Annotated in this window: 16 protein-coding genes, 1 tRNA gene and 1 other RNA gene; 10 read left to right on the top strand and 8 right to left on the bottom strand. The window is 63.7% G+C overall.

What is annotated here, in order from left to right:
- Positions 1–104: 104 nt before the first annotated feature.
- Genes alr through ACP15R_RS09295 form a run of 3 tightly spaced genes read left to right on the top strand, consistent with a single transcriptional unit; the run spans position 105 to position 2,664 of the window.
- Positions 105–1,142 carry an alanine racemase gene (alr, locus tag ACP15R_RS09305; protein WP_424986124.1) on the top strand — a complete coding sequence of 346 codons (1,038 nt, stop codon included), beginning with the start codon at positions 105–107 and terminating at the stop codon, positions 1,140–1,142.
- Positions 1,139–1,921: an MlaE family ABC transporter permease gene (locus ACP15R_RS09300; RefSeq protein WP_424986123.1), complete on the top strand. Its 783-nt coding sequence runs from the start codon at positions 1,139–1,141 to the stop codon at positions 1,919–1,921. The genes alr and ACP15R_RS09300 overlap by 4 nt, the downstream gene beginning before the upstream one ends.
- Positions 1,922–1,926: 5 nt before the next feature.
- Entirely contained in the window at positions 1,927–2,664 is a 738-nt protein-coding gene (locus ACP15R_RS09295; RefSeq protein WP_424986122.1) for an ABC transporter ATP-binding protein, read from the top strand.
- 3 nt (positions 2,665–2,667) lie between these two features.
- Here ACP15R_RS09295 and ACP15R_RS09290 read toward each other — a convergent pair whose 3' ends face one another.
- Positions 2,668–3,372, bottom strand: coding sequence for an SDR family oxidoreductase (locus ACP15R_RS09290; RefSeq protein ID WP_424986121.1), 705 nt, complete (start codon positions 3,370–3,372; stop codon positions 2,668–2,670).
- A gap of 101 nt (positions 3,373–3,473) precedes the next feature.
- On the opposite strand from ACP15R_RS09290, the gene ACP15R_RS09285 reads away from it, so the two are divergent.
- Positions 3,474–4,352, top strand: a complete 879-nt coding sequence (locus ACP15R_RS09285) for a LysR substrate-binding domain-containing protein (protein WP_424986120.1) — start codon at positions 3,474–3,476, stop codon at positions 4,350–4,352.
- A gap of 79 nt (positions 4,353–4,431) precedes the next feature.
- Here ACP15R_RS09285 and rpmG read toward each other — a convergent pair whose 3' ends face one another.
- A complete protein-coding gene (gene rpmG, locus ACP15R_RS09280; RefSeq protein ID WP_039682682.1) occupies positions 4,432–4,599 on the bottom strand; it encodes a 50S ribosomal protein L33 in 168 nt (55 codons plus the stop codon).
- Positions 4,600–4,807: 208 nt separating this feature from the next.
- Between rpmG and ACP15R_RS09275 the strand changes: the two genes are divergently transcribed.
- Complete coding sequence (locus tag ACP15R_RS09275; RefSeq protein WP_424986119.1) at positions 4,808–4,951, top strand: hypothetical protein; 144 nt, start codon at positions 4,808–4,810, stop codon at positions 4,949–4,951.
- 16 nt (positions 4,952–4,967) lie between these two features.
- Here ACP15R_RS09275 and rnpB read toward each other — a convergent pair.
- The 6 genes from rnpB to ACP15R_RS09245 all read right to left on the bottom strand — a co-directional run bounded on the left by rnpB (position 4,968) and on the right by ACP15R_RS09245 (position 8,802).
- Positions 4,968–5,370, bottom strand: an RNA gene (gene rnpB / locus ACP15R_RS09270) — RNase P RNA component class A.
- 11 nt (positions 5,371–5,381) lie between these two features.
- Positions 5,382–6,068, bottom strand: coding sequence for an N-acetylmuramoyl-L-alanine amidase (locus tag ACP15R_RS09265; RefSeq protein ID WP_424986118.1), 687 nt, complete (start codon positions 6,066–6,068; stop codon positions 5,382–5,384).
- Complete coding sequence (locus tag ACP15R_RS09260) at positions 6,065–6,781, bottom strand: hypothetical protein (protein ID WP_424986117.1); 717 nt, start codon at positions 6,779–6,781, stop codon at positions 6,065–6,067. The genes ACP15R_RS09265 and ACP15R_RS09260 overlap by 4 nt, the downstream gene beginning before the upstream one ends.
- 40 nt (positions 6,782–6,821) lie before the next feature.
- Positions 6,822–8,300 (bottom strand): Asp-tRNA(Asn)/Glu-tRNA(Gln) amidotransferase subunit GatA, encoded by a 1,479-nt coding sequence (gene gatA, locus ACP15R_RS09255; protein WP_424986376.1) that lies wholly within the window; start codon positions 8,298–8,300, stop codon positions 6,822–6,824.
- 8 nt (positions 8,301–8,308) lie between these two features.
- The gene (gene gatC, locus ACP15R_RS09250) at positions 8,309–8,596 is read right to left on the bottom strand and encodes an Asp-tRNA(Asn)/Glu-tRNA(Gln) amidotransferase subunit GatC (protein ID WP_369953104.1); all 288 of its coding nucleotides are present in this window, start codon (positions 8,594–8,596) and stop codon (positions 8,309–8,311) included.
- A 122-nt stretch (positions 8,597–8,718) separates the two neighbouring features.
- A tRNA-Tyr gene (locus ACP15R_RS09245) sits at positions 8,719–8,802 on the bottom strand.
- 122 nt (positions 8,803–8,924) lie between these two features.
- Here ACP15R_RS09245 and rlmB point away from each other — a divergent pair.
- The 5 genes from rlmB (at position 8,925) to ACP15R_RS09220 (ending at position 18,564) form a co-directional block, all read left to right on the top strand.
- Positions 8,925–9,695, top strand: a complete 771-nt coding sequence (gene rlmB / locus ACP15R_RS09240) for a 23S rRNA (guanosine(2251)-2'-O)-methyltransferase RlmB (RefSeq protein ID WP_424986116.1) — start codon at positions 8,925–8,927, stop codon at positions 9,693–9,695.
- Positions 9,696–9,759: 64 nt separating this feature from the next.
- The gene (locus ACP15R_RS09235; protein ID WP_424986115.1) at positions 9,760–10,044 is read left to right on the top strand and encodes a hypothetical protein; all 285 of its coding nucleotides are present in this window, start codon (positions 9,760–9,762) and stop codon (positions 10,042–10,044) included.
- Between the two features lie 93 nt (positions 10,045–10,137).
- Positions 10,138–10,614, top strand: coding sequence for a YHS domain-containing (seleno)protein (locus ACP15R_RS09230; RefSeq protein ID WP_424986114.1), 477 nt, complete (start codon positions 10,138–10,140; stop codon positions 10,612–10,614).
- Positions 10,615–10,788: 174 nt separating this feature from the next.
- Positions 10,789–11,259 (top strand): CoA-binding protein, encoded by a 471-nt coding sequence (locus ACP15R_RS09225; protein WP_424986113.1) that lies wholly within the window; start codon positions 10,789–10,791, stop codon positions 11,257–11,259.
- A 297-nt stretch (positions 11,260–11,556) separates the two neighbouring features.
- Entirely contained in the window at positions 11,557–18,564 is a 7,008-nt protein-coding gene (locus tag ACP15R_RS09220) for a choice-of-anchor I family protein (RefSeq protein ID WP_424986112.1), read from the top strand.
- Positions 18,565–18,886: the final 322 nt, after the last annotated feature.

The raw sequence follows: 18,886 nt of genomic DNA, 5'->3' as shown, positions 1-18,886 counted from the left end.
CGCACCAGCCCGCGGGGCCCTCTGCGCGCCAATTCGCCGATCCCGGCAATCCGGTCAGGCGCATTCCCTCTTGACGCGCCGCCCCCCCGTGGCATTACCCCCTCATGAGCACCGCAAAGCTGACAATCGATCTCACCGCCCTCGCCGAGAACTGGCGCGCCCTTGATGCGCGCACCGGTTGCGAAACCGCCGCCGTGGTCAAGGCCAATGGCTATGGGCTTGACGCGGCCCGGGTTTCCCGCGCGCTGGCCCAGGCCGGGGCGCGGCAGTTCTTTGTCGCCGTCGCCGAAGAAGGCGCCGTGGTGCGCAAGGCGCTCGGCCCCGGACCGGGCATCTCGGTGCTGTCTGGCCATATGGAAGGCGACACCGACCTGATCCGCGACCACGACCTGATCCCGATGCTGAACTCGGTCGACCAGATGCTGCGCCACATGGAGAACCTGCCCAGCCGGCGTTTCGGCGTTCAGCTCGACACGGGCATGAACCGGCTTGGCATGGAGCCCGGGGAATGGGCGGCGCTGCGCGACATCGCGCTCGCACAGAAACCGGTCCTGCTGATGTCGCATCTTGCCTGCGCGGACGACCCCGATCACCCGATGAACCGCCAGCAATTGCGCAGCTTTATCGAAGTCACCGCCAATAACAACGTGCCCCGCTCGCTGTCGGCGACCGGCGGCCTGCTGCTGGGCAAGGACTATCATTTCGACCTGACCCGCCCGGGCATCGGCCTCTATGGTGGCCTGCCCTTTGCCGAGGCGCAACCGGTTGTCTCGCTTTCCCTGCCGGTGATCCAGATCCGCGACGTCGCCCAAGGTGAAACCGTTGGTTACGGCAACACCTGGACCGCCCCGCGCCCTTCGCGCATCGCCACCGTGGCGGCGGGCTATGCCGACGGGCTGCACCGCGCCCTCGCATCCGGCCCGCTCGATCTTTATGCGGGCGATACCGCCTGCCCCGTCGTCGGGCGGGTCTCGATGGACCTGATCACCGCCGACGTCACCGACCTGCCCGAAGACCCTGGTCGGCTGGACATTCTCTGCCGCCACCAGCCCATCGACACTTTGGGCGATGCGGCGGGCACCATTGGATATGAAATCCTGACCGCTCTGGGCGGGCGCTATGCACGGGAGTATCTCGCGTGAACCCGCTCACCCTCCTGGAACGGCTGGGCCGCGCCGTGCTCAACGCGCTTGCCCTCGTGGGGCGCATGTCGATCTTTGCGGCACGCGCCTTTTCCCACATCTTCCGCCCGCCTTTCTATCCGCGCGAACTCCTGAATGCGCTGCTGGCGATCGGCTGGATGTCGCTGCCGGTGGTCGGGCTCACGGCGATTTTCACCGGTGGCGCGCTGGCCCTGCAAATCTATTCCGGCGGTGCCCGCTTCAACGCCGAGGCGGTGGTGCCCCAGATCGTTGCCATCGGCATGGTACGTGAACTGGGGCCGGTGCTGGTCGGGCTGATGATCGCGGCGCGCGTCACCTCGTCCATTGCCGCCGAGATCGCCACCATGAAAGTGACCGAGCAGATCGACGCGCTTGTCACCCTGTCGACCAACCCGATGAAATACCTCGTGGCCCCGCGGGTCCTCGCGGCATTGATCACCGTGCCGCTGCTTGTTGCGGTAGGCGATATCATCGGCATCGGCGGCGGCTATGTGGTTGCGGTCAAGAATCTCGGCTTCAACTCCGCCGCCTATCTGCAAAACACGGTCGATTTTCTCGAGGCGCGCGACGTGATCTCGTCGCTGGTCAAGGGGGCGGCCTTTGGCGTGATCGCGTCCCTGATGGGCTGCTATTTCGGCATGCAATCGGGACGCGGTGCCCAGGGTGTCGGCAGCGCCACCAAGGACAGTGTCGAAGCCGCCGCCATCCTGATCCTCGCCGCCAACTTTGTCCTCACAGGAGTGTTCTTTTCGATATGATCCGAATGGACGAAGTCAAAAAGGCCTTTGGCGAGAACGAAGTGCTGCGCGGCATGACCCTGCACATCCCCAAGGGCACATCGATGGTCATCATCGGTGGCTCGGGCACCGGCAAGTCGGTGGCGCTGAAGTGCATTCTTGGCCTGATCCAGCAGGATTCCGGGCAGATCCTCGTTGACGGCAAGGATGCCGCCGCCGGGGATCGCGATGCCTTTCTCGCCCGGTTCGGCATGTTGTTCCAGGGTGGTGCGCTGTTTGACTCGCTGCCGGTCTGGCAGAATGTCGCCTTCCGCCTGCTGCGCGGCTCGCTCAAGCGGCCACAGGACGAGGCCCGCGAAATCGCCATCGACAAGCTGCGCCGCGTGGGGCTGAAATCCAAGGTTGCCGATCTTTACCCGGCCGAGCTTTCGGGCGGCATGCAGAAACGTGTCGGGCTCGCCCGCGCGATTGCGGCCGAACCCGAGATCATCTTTTTCGACGAACCCACCACCGGGCTCGACCCGATCATGTCCGGCGTCATCAACGACCTGATCCGCGAGATCGTCGTGGAAATGGGTGCCACCGCCATGACCATCACCCATGACATGAGCAGCGTGCGCGCCATCGCCGACAACGTGGCCATGCTGCATGACGGCGTGATCCAGTGGACCGGCCCGGTGAACCAGATGGACAGCAGTGGCGACCCTTATCTCGAACAATTCATCCACGGCCGTGCCGAAGGTCCGATCGAAGCGGTGCGCTGACACCTAGACCGAGCGCGTCAGCCCGCCGTCGATCCGGATATTCTGGCCGGTGATATAGCCGCCGCCCTCGGATGCCAGCAGCGAAATCATCGACGATACCTCGTCTGTGCTGCCATACCGCCCCATCGGAATGCGCGCCTTGCGATCCTCGGTTTCCAGCAGGCTGTCGATGAAACCCGGCAGGATATTGTTCATGCGCAGGTTGTCCGCCGCGTATTTGTCGGCAAAGAGCTTGGCAAAGGCGGCAAGGCCCGCGCGGAACACGCCCGAGGTGGGAAACAGCGGGTCCGGTTCAAACGCCGCAAAGGTCGAAATGTTGAGAATCACCCCGCCGCCCTGCGCCTGCATCAGCGGCGTCACAAGCCGCGTGGGGCGGATCACGTTCATCAGGTAGACTTCCATCCCCATGTGCCAATCCTCGTCCGACATGTCCAGCACCGGCCCCTTGGGGCCGTGGCCCGCGGAATTGACCAGCACATCCACCCGGCCCCACCGCGACTTTGCGCCCTCGACAAGCGCCGCCAGGGCCTCGTGATCAAGGTTCGACCCGGTAACACCAAAACCACCAAGCTCGGCACCCAATGCCTCGCCCTTGCCCGAGGATGACAGGATGCCAACCCGAAAGCCGTCCGCCGCAAGACGCCGTGCCGCATCGGCCCCCATGCCGCTGCCACCGGCGGTGATCAGTGCTACTTTTTCTACTGACATTGGCGTGTTCTCCATGCATTGTTCCAATGCACCATGCCACCAAACCCCCGGAGTTTCGCATGAGAAGCAATGCTGTCTGACTATAGAATTTCTATCGGCAAATGACCCGCCTGCCCCCGCTCAACGGCTTGCGTGCCTTCGAAGTGGCCGGTCGTCGGCTGACCTTTCGCGCGGCGGCGGAAGAGCTTGGAGTCACCCAGGGCGCGGTGGCGCAACAGGTACGCCAGCTGGAAGCCCATCTTGGCCTGCCATTGTTCGAGCGGCTGCCCAAGGGGCTGGCCCTCACCCCGTCCGGACGCAGCTATCACACACAGATATCAACGGCCTTTGACGACATGCGCCGCGCCACCGGGAATCTCGCGCCCGAGCCGGGCGACGTGCGGGTCAGCGTCACCCCGACCTTCGCGGCCAAGTGGCTGATCCCCAACCTGCCCGGCTTTTCCGCCAGCCACCCGAATATCGACCTGCAAATCCTCGCAACCGAAAAGCTGTCCAGCTTTCACAGCGACGGTATTGACCTTGCCATTCGCCAGGGCCGGCCACCCTTTGGCGCGGCGCTGGACGCGATCCGGCTGTTTGCACATGAGAACATCGCGGTGGCTGCGCCCTCTTTCCTGCGGGATCACCAGCTGCCGCTCGCACCCGAGCAGATCGCGGAACTGCCGAAGCTGCACGATGCCCATGACCTGTGGCCGGCGTTCCTGCGCCTGCTGGGCACCACCGAACGGAACGGCCATGGCCTGCGGCTGAGCCAGACGACTCTCGCGGTGGACGCCGCGCTTGCGGGCCAGGGCATCGCGCTGGTCAGCGATTTCCTTGTGGCACGTGACATCAAGGCGGGAAACCTCGTGCAGGTCACGCCGCAGGTCATGCCCGGAAACAGTGATTTCTACCTGCTCGTGGAACGCAGCGCCCGGCGCAACCCGGCCATGGAAACAGTGATCACCTGGCTCACTTCGCAAGCCGCAGCCCCACCCTGAGTAGCCAGCGCGCATCAGCCCACACGAAAAAGGGCCACGCCCAGGCGCAGCCCATCTCGGTTTCGCGGTTGCGAAAGGCTTACTTGATCTTGCCTTCCTTGTACTCGACATGCTTGCGGGCAACCGGATCGTATTTGCGAACGACCATTTTCTCGGTCATGGTGCGGGCGTTCTTCTTGGTGACATAGAAGTGGCCCGTGCCTGCGGTCGAGTTCAGGCGGATTTTGATTGTGGTCGGCTTCGCCATGGTATCTCTCCTGCAACAAAAGGCCGACCTGTGGCGGGCCCTTTGAAAAATCTATCTGAGCGTGCGCTTTTACCCGCGATGCGGCCCGAGTCAACAGGTGTTTTGCCAAAACCCGGCCGGGGGCCGCGGAATCTTTACAAGGCGCGTGCGAAACGCTAATCCACAGGTGTTTTTGCAGACCATGTTTCTTGTACCAGTGGAGCTTTCTATGCGCATCCCCCCCTTTGCCCTCGTGGTTATCCTCTGCGGCACGGCCATCGCCGCCACCCAATTGGCCGCCGAACGCCCGGCCGGCGCGGGGCCTGCCGCCCCGGCCATCGCCGACGATCACACCAAGCGCCCGGTGCATTGATCCCGACAGGGCGGTATTGCGCGGAGAGCCTGTAAGCCGGATTCTGTCCCCGGCAGGTTGCCCCGCCAGTGGATGACCATTCCTCTAGGGTCCGCATTGCTGGGGACCTCAAGCTGCCAACCCGACCCCTCTCGGCCAACGCGCGCCTAGCGGCGGTATCCCGTTTCCGGGACCAGCCCGCGCGGGGGTCCTATTTGGCATTGCTCCCGGTGGGGCTTGCCTTGCCGCCCCTGTTGCCAGCGGCGCGGTGGGCTCTTACCCCACCGTTTCATCCTTACCCCGGACTGCACCGGGGCGGTTTGTTTCTGTGGCGCTATCCGTCGGGTTGCCCCGCCCGGGCGTTACCCGGCACCGTTGCCTTGTGGAGTCCGGACTTTCCTCTCGCGCCCATGGGCGCCAGCGGCCACCCGGCTCTCCGCGCCCCTGCGCTCTATGCGCTGCTGTGCGCCCGGTCAACGCCAAAGCGCCACGCCAGGTCGGCGATGGCGATGCGGTCAGCGTCGCCAAGCGGACCGTGGCCCCATGGCCGGAACCGCGCGCGAAAGGCGGCCAGAACATCGGCCTGATTTGCCTGCGGATAGCCGAACCTGGCGGCATCGGCATCAAAATCGCCAGGCAGGCCCGCACCATCGGGCCAGATTGCAAGCCCCTGGCGGGCCAGACGCCGCCAATCGAATCGCGGGCCCGGATCGTGTTTGCGGGTCGGCGCCATGTCGGAATGCCCGATCACCCCGGACGCGGGTATCGACCAGCGCGTCAAAATCCCGCGCAGCAAGGTGTCCAGCGCCGCCATCTGTGGTTCGGAAAACGGGTGCCGCCCGGTATTGTCCAGCTCGATGCCGATGGAACGGGAATTCACATCCCCCTTCCCCTGCCAGCATCCCGCGCCCGCGTGCCAGGCCCGCTGGTCTTCTTCGACCAGCTGCCAGCACGTGCCATCGCCCGCGATCAGGTAATGCGCCGACACCTCGGCCACGGGATCACATAGCCGCGTCAGCGCCGCGCCGGCGCTGGTCATCGCGGTATAGTGGATCACGACAAGCTCCGGAGTTTGCCCGCCCCGGCGCGGCCCGAAATTGGGAGACGGAAGCCACGTCGCTGACGCGGCCCGGCTCACCCTTGCTGGGCCTTGCGAAACGGTGCCGGATCCCAGCTACAGGCATAACCATCGCCATCAGGGTCCACCCCGATACGATCCCGTTCCGGGCCGCCCCGGGCAAGGAAATCGATCTGCGCGAGGTCCGGAGAGGCATAGCCCGCGCATTTGCGCTCGGAGCGGGCTTGCAGGTTGAGACCGACCCGGTTGTAAATCCGCGTGCCTTTGGGGTGGCTGCTGCTCAGGGCATAAGCCACGATATTGGGCTGCGACCCGCCGTTGCGCGACGGCAGCGCCGTCGGTTCGATCACCTCGTAGCGCGCCCGGTTTTCCGCGATCAGCGCCGCGTCGCTCTGGATCGAACGATTTTCAGAGACGGCCGAGAAATCGTTCTCGACCGACAACCCGCTGCTGGTCACAACCGGGGCCGGCGCAGAGGGCAAGCCATCCGCCGCCCCCGTCGCCAGTACCGCGGCGGTCTCTGCGGCGATTGCCTCCGGCGTATCCGCCGGTGCCGTAGCGGCGGGCAAGGGTGCAGCCGTCCCCGCGGCGGTCAGCGGAGCGCTGGCCACCGGCGCGGGCGCGGCGAGCCGTTCGGCGCTGGCCACGCCACCCGATAGTTCTGCTTCGCGCGCTGCATAAGACGCGCCGCTATCGGGAATCTGCGGCGCACAGGCCGAGATCAAACCAAGCGAAAACCCCAGAAACAGGGGCACACGGGCCACCGACTGCATTTCTGCCATCCTGCCGTTGTTACCTAACTGACGACGGTGCCTACCACCATTTCGCGGGCTTGGCCACAAATCCGGCGGCCGATTCCAGCGCATAGGCGGTATTGAGCAGATCGCCCTCTTCCCACGGCCGCCCGATCAGTTGCAGCCCCAGTGGCAGACCCTTTTTGTCAAGCCCCGCCGGCACCGAAATGCCCGGCAATCCGGCGAGGTTGACGGTCACGGTAAAGACATCGTTCAGGTACATCTGCACCGGATCCGCCTCGGCCATCTCGCCCAGCCCAAAGGCCGAGGACGGGGTCGCGGGGGTCAGGATCGCGTCGATGCCAGCTGCAAACACATCTTCGAAATCCTTCTTGATGAGGGTCCGCACCCTGCGGGCACGGTTGTAATAGGCATCATAGAACCCGGCGCTCAGAACATAGGTTCCGACCATGACCCGGCGCTGCACCTCGGGACCAAACCCTTCGGCGCGGGTCTTTTCGTACATCTCGGTGATACCATCGCCCTGCGCCAGCTTGGCGCGGTGGCCATAGCGCACACCGTCATAGCGCGCCAGGTTGCTGGACGCTTCGGCCGGGGCAATCACGTAATAGGCCGGCAGGGCGTATTTGGTGTGCGGCAGGCTGATATCGACGATCTCGGCCCCCGCATCGCGCAGCATGTCCGCCCCGTCACTCCAGAGTGTTTCGATCTCGGCCGGCATTCCGTCCATGCGGTACTCGCGGGGGATCCCGATTTTCTTGCCCTTGATGTCACCGGTCAGCATTGCCTCGAAATCCGGCACCGCCAGATCGGCGCTGGTGCTGTCCTTGGGGTCATGCCCGGCCATCGCCCCGAGCATGATCGCCGCGTCCCGCACCGATTTCGTCATCGGCCCGGCCTGGTCCAGAGAGCTTGCAAAGGCCACGATGCCCCAGCGAGAACACCGCCCATAGGTCGGCTTGATGCCCACGGTTCCGGTGAACGCGGCGGGCTGGCGGATCGAACCGCCGGTATCGGTGCCCGTCGCGGCAAGGCACAGATCGGCGGCAACCGCGGCGGCAGAGCCCCCCGAAGACCCACCCGGCGTCAGCGCCGTATCGTCATTGCCGCGCCGCCATGGGCTGACCGCGTTGCCATAGGTGCTGGTTTCGTTGGAACTGCCCATGGCGAATTCGTCCATGTTCAGCTTGCCCAGCATTACCGCGCCCGCATCCGCGAGCTTCTGGCTGACCGTGGATTCGTATTCCGGCAGGAAGCCTTGCAATATGCGGCTGCCCGCCTGGGACGGAACGCCCCGGGTGCAGAACAGGTCCTTGATACCAACCGGCAGGCCGCACATCGCGGGTGCATCGCCCGCCTTGATCCGCGCATCGGCCGCCGCCGCGCGCTCCCGCGCAAGCTCCGGTGTCTTGTGCACAAAGGCATTGAGAGCACCCGCCGCGTCGATTGCCCCCAGACACGCCTCGGTCAGCTCCATCGACGTCGTTTCGCCCGCACGCAGCGCATCGCGCGCCTCGGCCAGGCCCAGCTTGTTCAGATCGCTCATTATTCAACCACCTTCGGCACTGCAAAAAAGCCCTCGCGCGCATCGGGCGCATTTGCCAGCACCTTGTCCTGCTGATCCCCGTCGGTCACCACATCCGCCCGCCGCTTGAGCCGCTGTGGCGTCACCGAGGTCATGGGTTCGACACCCTCGACATCAACCTCGTTCAACTGCTCGATAAAGCCCAGGATGGTGTTGAATTCGGCGGCCAACGCAGGCAGCGCCTCGTCCTCGACCTTGATCCGGGCCAGCTTGGCCACCCGGGCGGCGGTGTTCTGATCAATCGACATGGGACCTCTCGTACTCTGTCACGTGGCGTTTACCCCCGTGGCGCAGCGCTCGCAAGAGGCGCGGCAGCAGGCGATCCCGACGATCGGGCCGCTCTCGTCATTGTCACCATTTCATGGGAAAATGGTGGGCGACCCTGGAATCGAACCAGGCGTGCGTCTCCGCGAGGGAGTTACAGTCCCCTGCCACACCTTGCGGCCTGTCGCCCACTGTCAGACGTGCATTGCGCCTGACGTGGAGGCGTGATTACTAGCGGTCCAAAGGGGCGTCAACAGGAAAATCCACCGATTTTCGTCCTGTGTCACGGTTCATGTCAAAAAGGTCGGAACGATGAAAAAGCCCAAATGGGTGATTGAAAAGGAACAGGCCCAGAAAGCACGCGGGGACGAGACCGTCTGGCTCTTTGGTTTGCACGCGGTACGGGACGCCCTGATGAACCCGCGCCGTACGCGGCTGCGCCTGATCGTGACCCAGAACGCCCAGGCCAAGCTGGCCGAGGCCATCGCCGAATCCGGCATGGAGCCGGAGATTGCCGATCCCCGGCGGTTTCCCGCGCCGCTTGATGCCGGTTCGGTTCACCAGGGGGCGGCGCTCGAGGTGAAACCCCTGTCATGGGGCAGCCTGAGCGAAGTCTGCATCGGTGCCGAGGCCCCGCGTGTTGTATTGCTCGACCGGGTAACCGACCCGCATAACGTCGGGGCGATCCTGCGCAGCGCCGAAGTGCTGGGCGCGTCGGCGGTCATCGGCACGCGTCACCATTCCGCCCCCGAGACCGGGGCGCTGGCAAAAACCGCCAGCGGCGCGCTTGAACGTCAACCCTATCTGCGGGTGCGCAACCTGGCCGACACGATCGTCGAGTTGCAGCGCATGGGGTATCTCGTGCTTGGCCTTGATGGCGAGGCGGACCAGACCATCGAAGAGGCGCTTGCGGGGCGCACCGATCACGCGGTCGCGCTGGTATTGGGGGCCGAGGGTCCGGGTCTGCGGGCCAAGACCAAGGACACGGTGGATGCGCTGGTGCGGATTCGCTCGGCTGGCGGCTTCGGTTCGCTGAATGTTTCCAACGCCGCGGCCCTTGCACTCTATGCCTCGCGCGGCTGAATCGCGTTGAAACCGGACCGATGGGTGAATATGTCGATCCGGATCAGAGAGAGATACCAGCCGGATGCCCCACCCGACCAAGATCGCAACCTGTTGTTACTGCGGGACACGTGCGGCGCTGGTTCTGGCGGGTGATGTGCGGCACGAACTGGCCTGCTCAGCCTGTGGCGCGCCGCTTCATGACCTCAAGATGCTGCGCAGGGATCGCGGCAAAGACCGGGACCTGACGCCGCGCAAACCCGCCAAGCCGACAAAGCCCCGCAAGCCGAAATCGCGCAAAAAGCGCAAGGGCGTTCTGTCGAAACTGTTTGACGAAGCCTTTGACGCGATCGAGGACATCTTCGACTGACCGGGTGAAATAATCATCACAGCTTGGACAGGCTGTTTTCACAACTGCGTATCCCGTCTTTTCTCGGGCGCGATCCGTCGCCATTGTACGGGCATGACACAGACGACTCTCTTTTCGCGCCCGCATCCGGGTTGGCTTGCCGTTCTCTGCTTCTGCCTGAGCGCGGTGATGTCCGTTGCCCATGCGGATGCGCCGGTTTTCAGCGCCGATCACGGCAAGGCGGTTGCCGGCTATGACGTGGTGACCTATTTCACCTCGGACACTCCCCTGCCCGGCGATCCGAGCCATGCGGTGATCTGGAAGGGGGCCGTCTGGCAATTCATATCCAGCAAGAACCGCGAACAGTTCGAGGCCAACCCGCGCGCCTATGCGCCGCAATATGGCGGCTATTGCGCCTTTGGCGTGTCGCAGGGCCTGGTTCTGGATACCGATCCGATGCTGTACCAGATCCGCGACGGCAAGCTCTACCTGATCCACAGCGAGGCCATCTGGAGCAAGTGGGTCGAGGACATGTCCGGCTTTATTACCGAGGCCGATTCCCATTGGCCGGCGGTGCTGCGCGACGAATAGCGCCCGCTTCACAGATATGCGAGGGTGGTTCAAAACGCCGCCCGCACCCCTATATCAATAGGGATCGCGAATGGAACAATCGCGCATCATTGACTGTCCCTCGTTCCACACTTTGCGCCCAGGGCCCTGCCTTGGGCGCTTTTTTGTTGCGCGCAAAGCGGCTATAGACACCGCATGAGTCCCTATTCCGATAGCCTGTTGAAAGACGTTCTGAAACGCACCCGCGTGATTGCCGTGGTCGGCGTGTCGATGAACCCGGTGCGCCCGAGTTATTACGTCGCGCGCTATCTCTCACTCAAGGGATATACGGTGATCCCGGTCAATCCGGGACATGCGGGCAAGACCCTGTTCGGGGCGACCATCATGGGCAGCCTGCGCGACATCGACCGGCCGGTGGACATGGTCGACATCTTTCGCCGCTCCGAGGCAGTGCCGCCGATCGTCGACGAGGCACTGCAGGCGTTTCCCGATCTGGGTACGATCTGGATGCAGATCGGCGTCGAACATGAGGAAGCCGCCGCCAGGGCCGAGGCGCACGGCGTCACGGTGATCCAGAACCTCTGCCCCAAGATGGAATACCAACGCCTGTTCGGCGAGCTGCGGATGGGCGGGTTCGCAACCGGGGTGATATCCTCCAAGCTCTGAGCACGTGCCCCGGCGGCGGGCACAGACAAGGTTACCCGCCAACCGGCGCGGGCCCACCCTCGCGACTTGCGGGACTATCCACAGGCACAACACAACCTATTGATGTAGAACCGCAAACTGGATTTCGGCATGATCCGGCATCTGGCTGTGCCCGGAGGCCAGTTTTACCAATCTGATTAAAAACTGACATAAAAGCTTCAAACCCGGTCCCGAATAAGGGGGCAACGTCCGCGATCCGCGGGCCACTGCCCCACGCCATTTTCAGCCTTTCATTGCTGCCGCACGGAGAACCGTCTCATGAACATGATCAGTGAATTTCAGCCCAATCCGATTGGCTCGGACCCCGCCAATGTCACTTTTGAACTGAGCGGCATCGCCGGTGCCAGCCTTTCCGGCACCCTGCTGAGCATCGAGAGCGACGCGGGCGATATCGGCGTGATCGACAGCGTCGCGACGATCTCGGGCACCTATGACGCCAATGGTCTGCTGACCGTCACGCTGCCCGACCTCGAGAATCCCAGCTTTACCGTCGCGCTGGTCGATACCTTTACCGGCACGGTTGGCGACGATCTCGACAGCGACGATGACGGCACCATTGACGTAAGCCTCGCGTCGCTGGGCATCACCACGGTTCATGACGCCATCGGCGTGCCGGACTCGGCGACGGACCAGGGTTTCCTGTTTGGCGCGCAACTGGGTGGCGTCGATTTCGCCTATACTGGCGATGAGCCCCGGCTGATCTTTCGTTCCGGTTCAACCGGCGATCTCTTTGCGGTGAATGACCCGAATAATGGCCAGGTTTTTGATGTCAACGGAACCGATGTGACGCCCGCCGCCTTTGACACCGACCCGACCACCGGCACCGATACGTTCGGCGCGGTCAATCCCGAGATCATCCCGGCGGGGTCGTTCGACCTTCAGATCACCGAAATGTGGGCCGGAAACGACGCTGGCAGCGACCTGACCGAAGACTGGTTCGAGCTGACCAACACCGGCACCATTGCCTGGGATGCCGCGACCCATGGCGATCTGTATTTCGATGATGTCTCCGCTGATGTGGCCGCCGCCGACAGGTTGACGGGCATTACCCGGATTGAACCGGGCGAGACGGTGATTTTTGTCGACGCCGCCGACAGCACCAATTTCCGCGCGGTCTGGGGCTCGGTTACCGATCTGACAAATGTGCAGATCGGCACCTATGACGGTGCGGGCCTTGGCGGCGGCGGCGATGCGGTCACGGTATTCAAGGAAGGCAGCGAAACACTTGGCGATGGCATCCTTGGCGACGCGGTGACGCTGGATACCGAAGCCTACCCCGAGACCGAAAACAATCCGGGCCAGTCCTTTGACGTGCCGGCGCAGCAATTCTCGGGCGATCTGGCCGATCAGAGCGGCGTTGCCACAACCGCCCCCAATGACGCAGGCGAAAGCGCCGTGGGCAGCCCCGGCAACGTCGGAGCGACCACCCCGCCCCCGGCCAGCGCCTTCACCCTCGAACTGTTGCACATCGCCGATCAGGAGGGCGCAACGGCGGCCATCGTCGACGCCCCCAACCTCTCGGCCGTGGTCAATGCGCTCAAGGCGCAGGATCTGGGCGATGACGGGGTGGCGGACAACACGCTGTTCCTGTCCTCCGGCGATGCGTTCATTCCGGGCGTGTTCTTCTCGGCCTCGGAAACCGTGTTCGGCGCCGAAGGCATTGCCGACATCCAGATCCAGAACGAGCTGGGCATCCAGGCCATCGCCCTGGGCAATCACGAATTCGACCGTGGGCCGGATGTTCTGGCCGGTTTGATCGACGGCACGGCGGGCGACGGCAACCTGATCCTCGGGGCGGATTTCACCGGCACCGACATGCCCTATCTGTCGACCAACCTGGACTTTGACGCCGAGGCCAACCTTGGCGCGCTGCAAGTCGCGGGTGGATCGGCCCCGGTGGGCAACAGCATCACCTCGTCGGTGGTGATCGACGTGAATGGCGAGAATATCGGCGTTGTCGGCGCGACCACCCCGATGCTTGCCTCGATTTCCAGCGCGGGCGGCGTGCTCGCCTCGCCGCAGCCCTTTGTCGGCACCCCCACCGGTGCACAGCTCGATGCGCTGGCGGCCGAAATCCAAGTCGAGGTCGACGCGCTCCTCGCCGCCGACGCGACCCTGAACAAGATCGTCCTGCTCGCCCATATGCAGCGGCTCGACATCGAACTAGGCCTTGCCGAGCGGCTGGAGAATGTCGACATCATCGTTGCGGGCGGCTCGAATACCCGCCTGTTCGATGACAATGACCGTATCCGCGCTGGCGACAGCGATCAGGGCCAATACCCGCAATTCGTCGAAAACGCGGGCGGCACCACCACGGCGGTGGTCAATACCGATGGCTCTTACAAATATGTCGGGCGGCTGGTCATCGATTTTGACGATGCGGGCAATGTCATCCGGGAAAGCTATGACGCCGATGTCTCGGGGGCCTATGCAACCGATGCGCAGGGTGTCGCGGACCTGGGCGCCGAGTCGCTGGTCGACCCGGAAATCCAGGCCATCGTCGACGCGATCGAAACCCAGATCATCCAGGCCGAAAGCAACGTGTTCGGCCTGTCAGACGTGTTCCTGAACGGCAATCGCTCGGGCACCGAAGCGGCGACCGATCCCGATGGGGTGCGCACGCAGGAAACCAACCTTGGCAACCTGACCGCCGACGCCAACCTCGCCGCCGCCCAGGCGGTCGATACGGATGTGGTGGTTTCGATCAAGAATGGCGGCGGCATCCGCGCGTCGATCGGTGAAACCGTGGTCTTGCCCGGCGGCACCACCGCCACCCGCCTGCCCAATGGCGAACTGGTTGACGGTGATGGCAACGTCATCAAACCCGCCGGCGGCATCAGCCAGAACGACATCCAGACGGCGCTGGCCTTCAACAACTCGCTGTCGCTCCTGACCCTGACCAGGGCCGAGTTGATCGCGGTGCTGGAGCATGGCGTCAGCGCGCTTCCCGGTGTCGCGGGGCAATTCCCGCAGGTGGCCGGGGTGCAGTTCTCATATGACCCCGACCTGCCCGCCGGCGCGCGTATTCTGAACGCCGTGATCGAGGATGAGAACGGCACCGAGATCGCCGTACTGATGCGCGATGGCACCATGGTCGGTGCGGCGGATCAGGAATTCCGTATCGTGACGCTTGGCTTCCTCGCCGATGGCGGCGACGGTTATCCCTTCCCCGCCGATACGGGTGCCAATCGCGTCGACCTGAACGATCTGGACGCGGACGGGATCGACGATGGCGCAACCGGGATCGCGACCTTTGCCAATGACGGCACGGAACAGGATGCCCTGGCGGAGTACCTGGCGGCGAACCATGCGGATACGGCCACGGCCTATGACGATGCCGACGCGGGCCGCGACGGTGACACACGCATCCAGAACGTGAACTTTCGCGCGGACACGGTGTTTGACAGCACCCTGCCCACCACGCCGGTTGTCACCGGCGAGCTGAGCTTTGCGGTGGCCGCCGAGTTCGAGGGCCCGGGCGGCGAAGGCGCATCCGAGGTCGTCGCGCATGAGGATGGAATGCTCTATGTCACCAACGGCGCATTGGGACGGATCGACATCTTTGCCCTGCCCGGTTCGGACAACGCCGCAACGCCGGGATCGATCGACCTTAGCGGGCTGGACGGGTTTGCCAGCCTGCAATCGGTTGCGGTCAAGAACGGCGTCATCGCCGTTGCAATCAGCCGTCCGCCGCTGGCGCAATCGGTCTTTGGTCAGGACGCCACCCTGTCGCAGCCCGGTTTCGTCGCGCTGTATGACGCGCAAACCCGCGAACTGATCTCGACCGTCGATGTCGGCAACCTGCCCGACCAGCTGACGTTCAATGCCGATGGCTCCACCCTGCTGGTTGCCGGTGAAGGCGAAAAGAACGAGGACAGCGATCATGACGACAACCCGCTGGGCACCGTTGCGATCATCGACGTGAGCGACCCCGCACAGCCAGGCGCAAATATCGTCGATTTCAGCCAGTTCAACGGGCTGGAAGACGCGGCGCGCAACGCGGGCATCCGGATACAGCCGGGCGTCAGCCTCGCCGAGGACCTGGAACCGGAATACATCTCGGTCAGCCCGGATGGTACAACCGCCTTTGTCTCGCTCCAGGAAAACAACGCGATTGCCCGGATCGATCTGGCCACCGGTGACGTGGTCGACCTGTTCGGCCTTGGCACCGTGGATTTCAGCGAAACCGCCTTTGATCCGCTGGATGACGGCAATATCGATATTCGCACCTTTGACAACGTGGTCGGGTTCCGGATGCCGGATGCAATCGCTTCGGCCGAGATCGGCGGCAAGACCTATATCCTGACCGCCAACGAGGGCGATAGCCGCGGCAGCGACGAGGCGCGGGTCGAGGACCTGGTCGATGACGGCCTGCTGGATCAGGCGTTGCTGGACGACCTGCTGGCCAAGGGGTTGATCGACAATGACCCGGACACCGATGTGGGGATCGAACGGCTGGAAGTGTCGACGCTGGATGGCGATACCGACGGGGACGGCGATATCGACGTGATCCACAGCTTTTCGTCGCGTTCCTTCTCGATCTTTGACGAGGATGGCAATCTGGTCTTTGACAGCGGTTCGCAATTCGAACAGATCATCGCCGGGATCGCCCCGGAGCGGTTCAACGACGATGACGGGCAGGATGACGAAGACCGTTCAGACGCCAAGGGCCCCGAGCCCGAGGCCATCGAGGTCGGCGAAGTCGGTGGGCGCATGTATGCCTTTATCGGCCTTGAGCGTGACAGCGGCATCATGATCTACAACATCGACGACCCCGCCAATGCGCAATTCGTCGACTACATCCCGCCCAGCCACGTGGACAACACGGCTCCGGGCGCGATCGCCAAACATGGCCCCGAGGTCATCGAATTCATCGCCGCCGAGGACAGCGCCAGCGGCACCGCCCAGATCGCCGTGTCCTACGAGGTTTCCGGCACGACCGTGGTCTATGACCTGACATCGCTCAGCCCGCTGGTGGCGATCCCGGACATCCAGGGGGCCGGTCATGTCTCGGCCTATGACGGTCAGACCGTCACCACGACGGGCATCGTCACCGCGGTGGATTTCAACGGCTATTACCTGCAAGACCCCGATGGCGACGGCAATGACGCCACATCGGATGCAATCTTTGTGTTCACCGGCAACGGCGTGGCGCAGGGGCTTGTCTCGGTCGGCGACGAAGTCCGGGTAAGCGGTGAGGTCAGCGAGTTCATCCCCGGCGGTGCCAGCACCGGCAACCTGTCGGTGACGCAGCTCAACTCCTCCGAGGCCGAATTGCTCTCGAGCGGCAACACCGTCGCCGCCACCGTGATCGGCGCCGCCGGTCGCGCCGCGCCGACCGAGCTTGTGATCTCGCCCGACGAGGTTCCGGTGAACCTGCAAGAGGATCCTGGCACATTCAATCCGGAGCAGGATGGCATCGATTTCTATGAATCGCTGGAAGGCATGCTGGTAACCGTCGACAACCCGGTGGCGATCTCGGCAACCAACCGGTTTGACGAAACATGGGTGGTCTCCGACGATGGCACGGGCGTCAGCGGCGGATCGGCCGGTGGCGGGTTGAACGATCGCGGCGCGCTGATCATCAACGCTGATGCGGACGGGTTGGGAGATCTCAATCCCGAACGCATCCAGATCCAGTATGATGCCTTTGCCGACCTGCTGCCCGAGGGCTTCACCCCGCCGCAAATCACCCTTGGCGATGACCTGAGTGACATCACCGGCGTGGTGGGTTATTCCTTTGGCAATTACGAGATCAACGTCACCCAATCCTTCACGGTCGAAACCCCCTCGGCCAACACCGCCGAGATCACCGGGATTGCCGCGGACGGCGACACCCTGACGGTTGCCACCTACAACGTGCTGAACGTCACCGCCAATCCGGGCGACGGGGATGCGGATCAGATCGCCAGCCTGGGCGTGCAGATCGCGACCAACCTGGGCAGCCCGGACATCCTCGCCCTGCAGGAAATCCAGGACGACTCGGGTGTCACCGATGACGGCACATTGACGGCGGATGCGTCCCTGCAGGCGATCGTGGACGCCATCGAAGCCGCCGGCGGGCCGCGCTACAGCTATGTCAGCGCGGTGGTCGATGTCGATGGCGAGAATGGCGGGGTTCCGGGTGGCAACATCCGCAACGCGTTCCTCTACAACGCGGACCGGGTCGATGCCATCGGGTTCCAGACGCTGGAAAGCAACGTTCTGGCGGGCTATGGCGCGACAAACCCCGATGCCTTTGAGGGCACGCGCGATCCGCTGCTCGGTACTTTCCGGTTCAATGGCAACGACATCACCCTGATCAACAACCACTTCTCGTCCCGCTTTGGCTCCGAGCCGATCTTTGGCGGACCCCAGCCCTTCACCCAGGGCGGCGAAGATGCGCGCGAACAACAGGCGCTCGCGATCAACCAGGTGGTCGATGCGCTGCTGGCCCAGAACCCCGATGCGCGCATCTCGGTGATGGGTGATCTCAATACCTTTGAATTCACCGACGAACTGGCGGAAGACCTGCCCGGCGTCGGGGCAGACAAGGTGCTGAGCAACTTGATCGACAAGGTGGCACAGGACGATGCCTACAGCTTTGTCTTTGACGGCAACGGCCAGATGCTCGACCATATCTTTGCCACCGACAACCTGCTGGACGGTGCCCATGTGGACGTGGTTCATGTGAACACCGACTTTGCCGATGCCACATCGGATCACGATCCTATCATCGCCAGCTTTGACTTTGCCGCGCCTGCCGCGGACATGGTCCTCGTCGGGGCCGGCGGCGGTGACACGCTGACCGGAAATTCCGGCAATGACCTGATTGTCGGGCGCAGCGGCGGTGACGTGCTGTCGGGTCTCGGCGGCAACGACCTGATCCTTGGCGGCAAGGGCAGTGACGTGATCGATGGCGGCGCGGGCAATGATGTGATCCTCGCCGGCGCGCGCCGCGATGACATCAAGGGCGGTGACGGCAATGACCTGATCAAGGGCGGCACCGGCAACGACACCATCGAGGGTGGCGCGGGCAACGACCTGCTGATCGGCGGGAACGGGGACGATACCTTTGTCTTTGACGGCGCGTTCGGGGCGGATGTCATGCGCGGGTTCAATCCCGACCAGGATGATCTCGTGTTCCACAATCTCGACGCGGGCGACCTCACGGTGGAAAGCTCGGGCCAGCATACGGTCATCACGGCAAGCGGCGCGGAGACCTTTGGCTCGGTCAAGTTGCTGCATGTGGACATGCTCGGGGATGACGTGTTCAGCTTCGTCTGATCCAACCACACAAGATCCCGAGAGAGGCCGGCCCGGCGGGGTCGGCCTCTTGCTTTTTGGCCCGGCATTGGTTTGCCCATGCGGGGACTGTGATCTGCCGTGCTCACATTTGAGTGATCGCTCAAATTACGTATTGAGCGATCACTCAATTCACCTATATCTCCCTCATACCGGCACGCATGAGGCAAGGCCGACAGGACAAGGGACACACGTTATGGCTGCTCACCTACCGACATCGCCCCCTGCCACCGGTATCACCGACACCGGCCGATCCTTGTGACCGGCTGATCTCACTTGCTCCGGCGGTGCATTTTCCGCCGCC

The organism is Microbulbifer sp. S227A (assembly GCF_049800935.1).
This window is presented reverse-complemented; position numbering and strand designations above follow the sequence as displayed.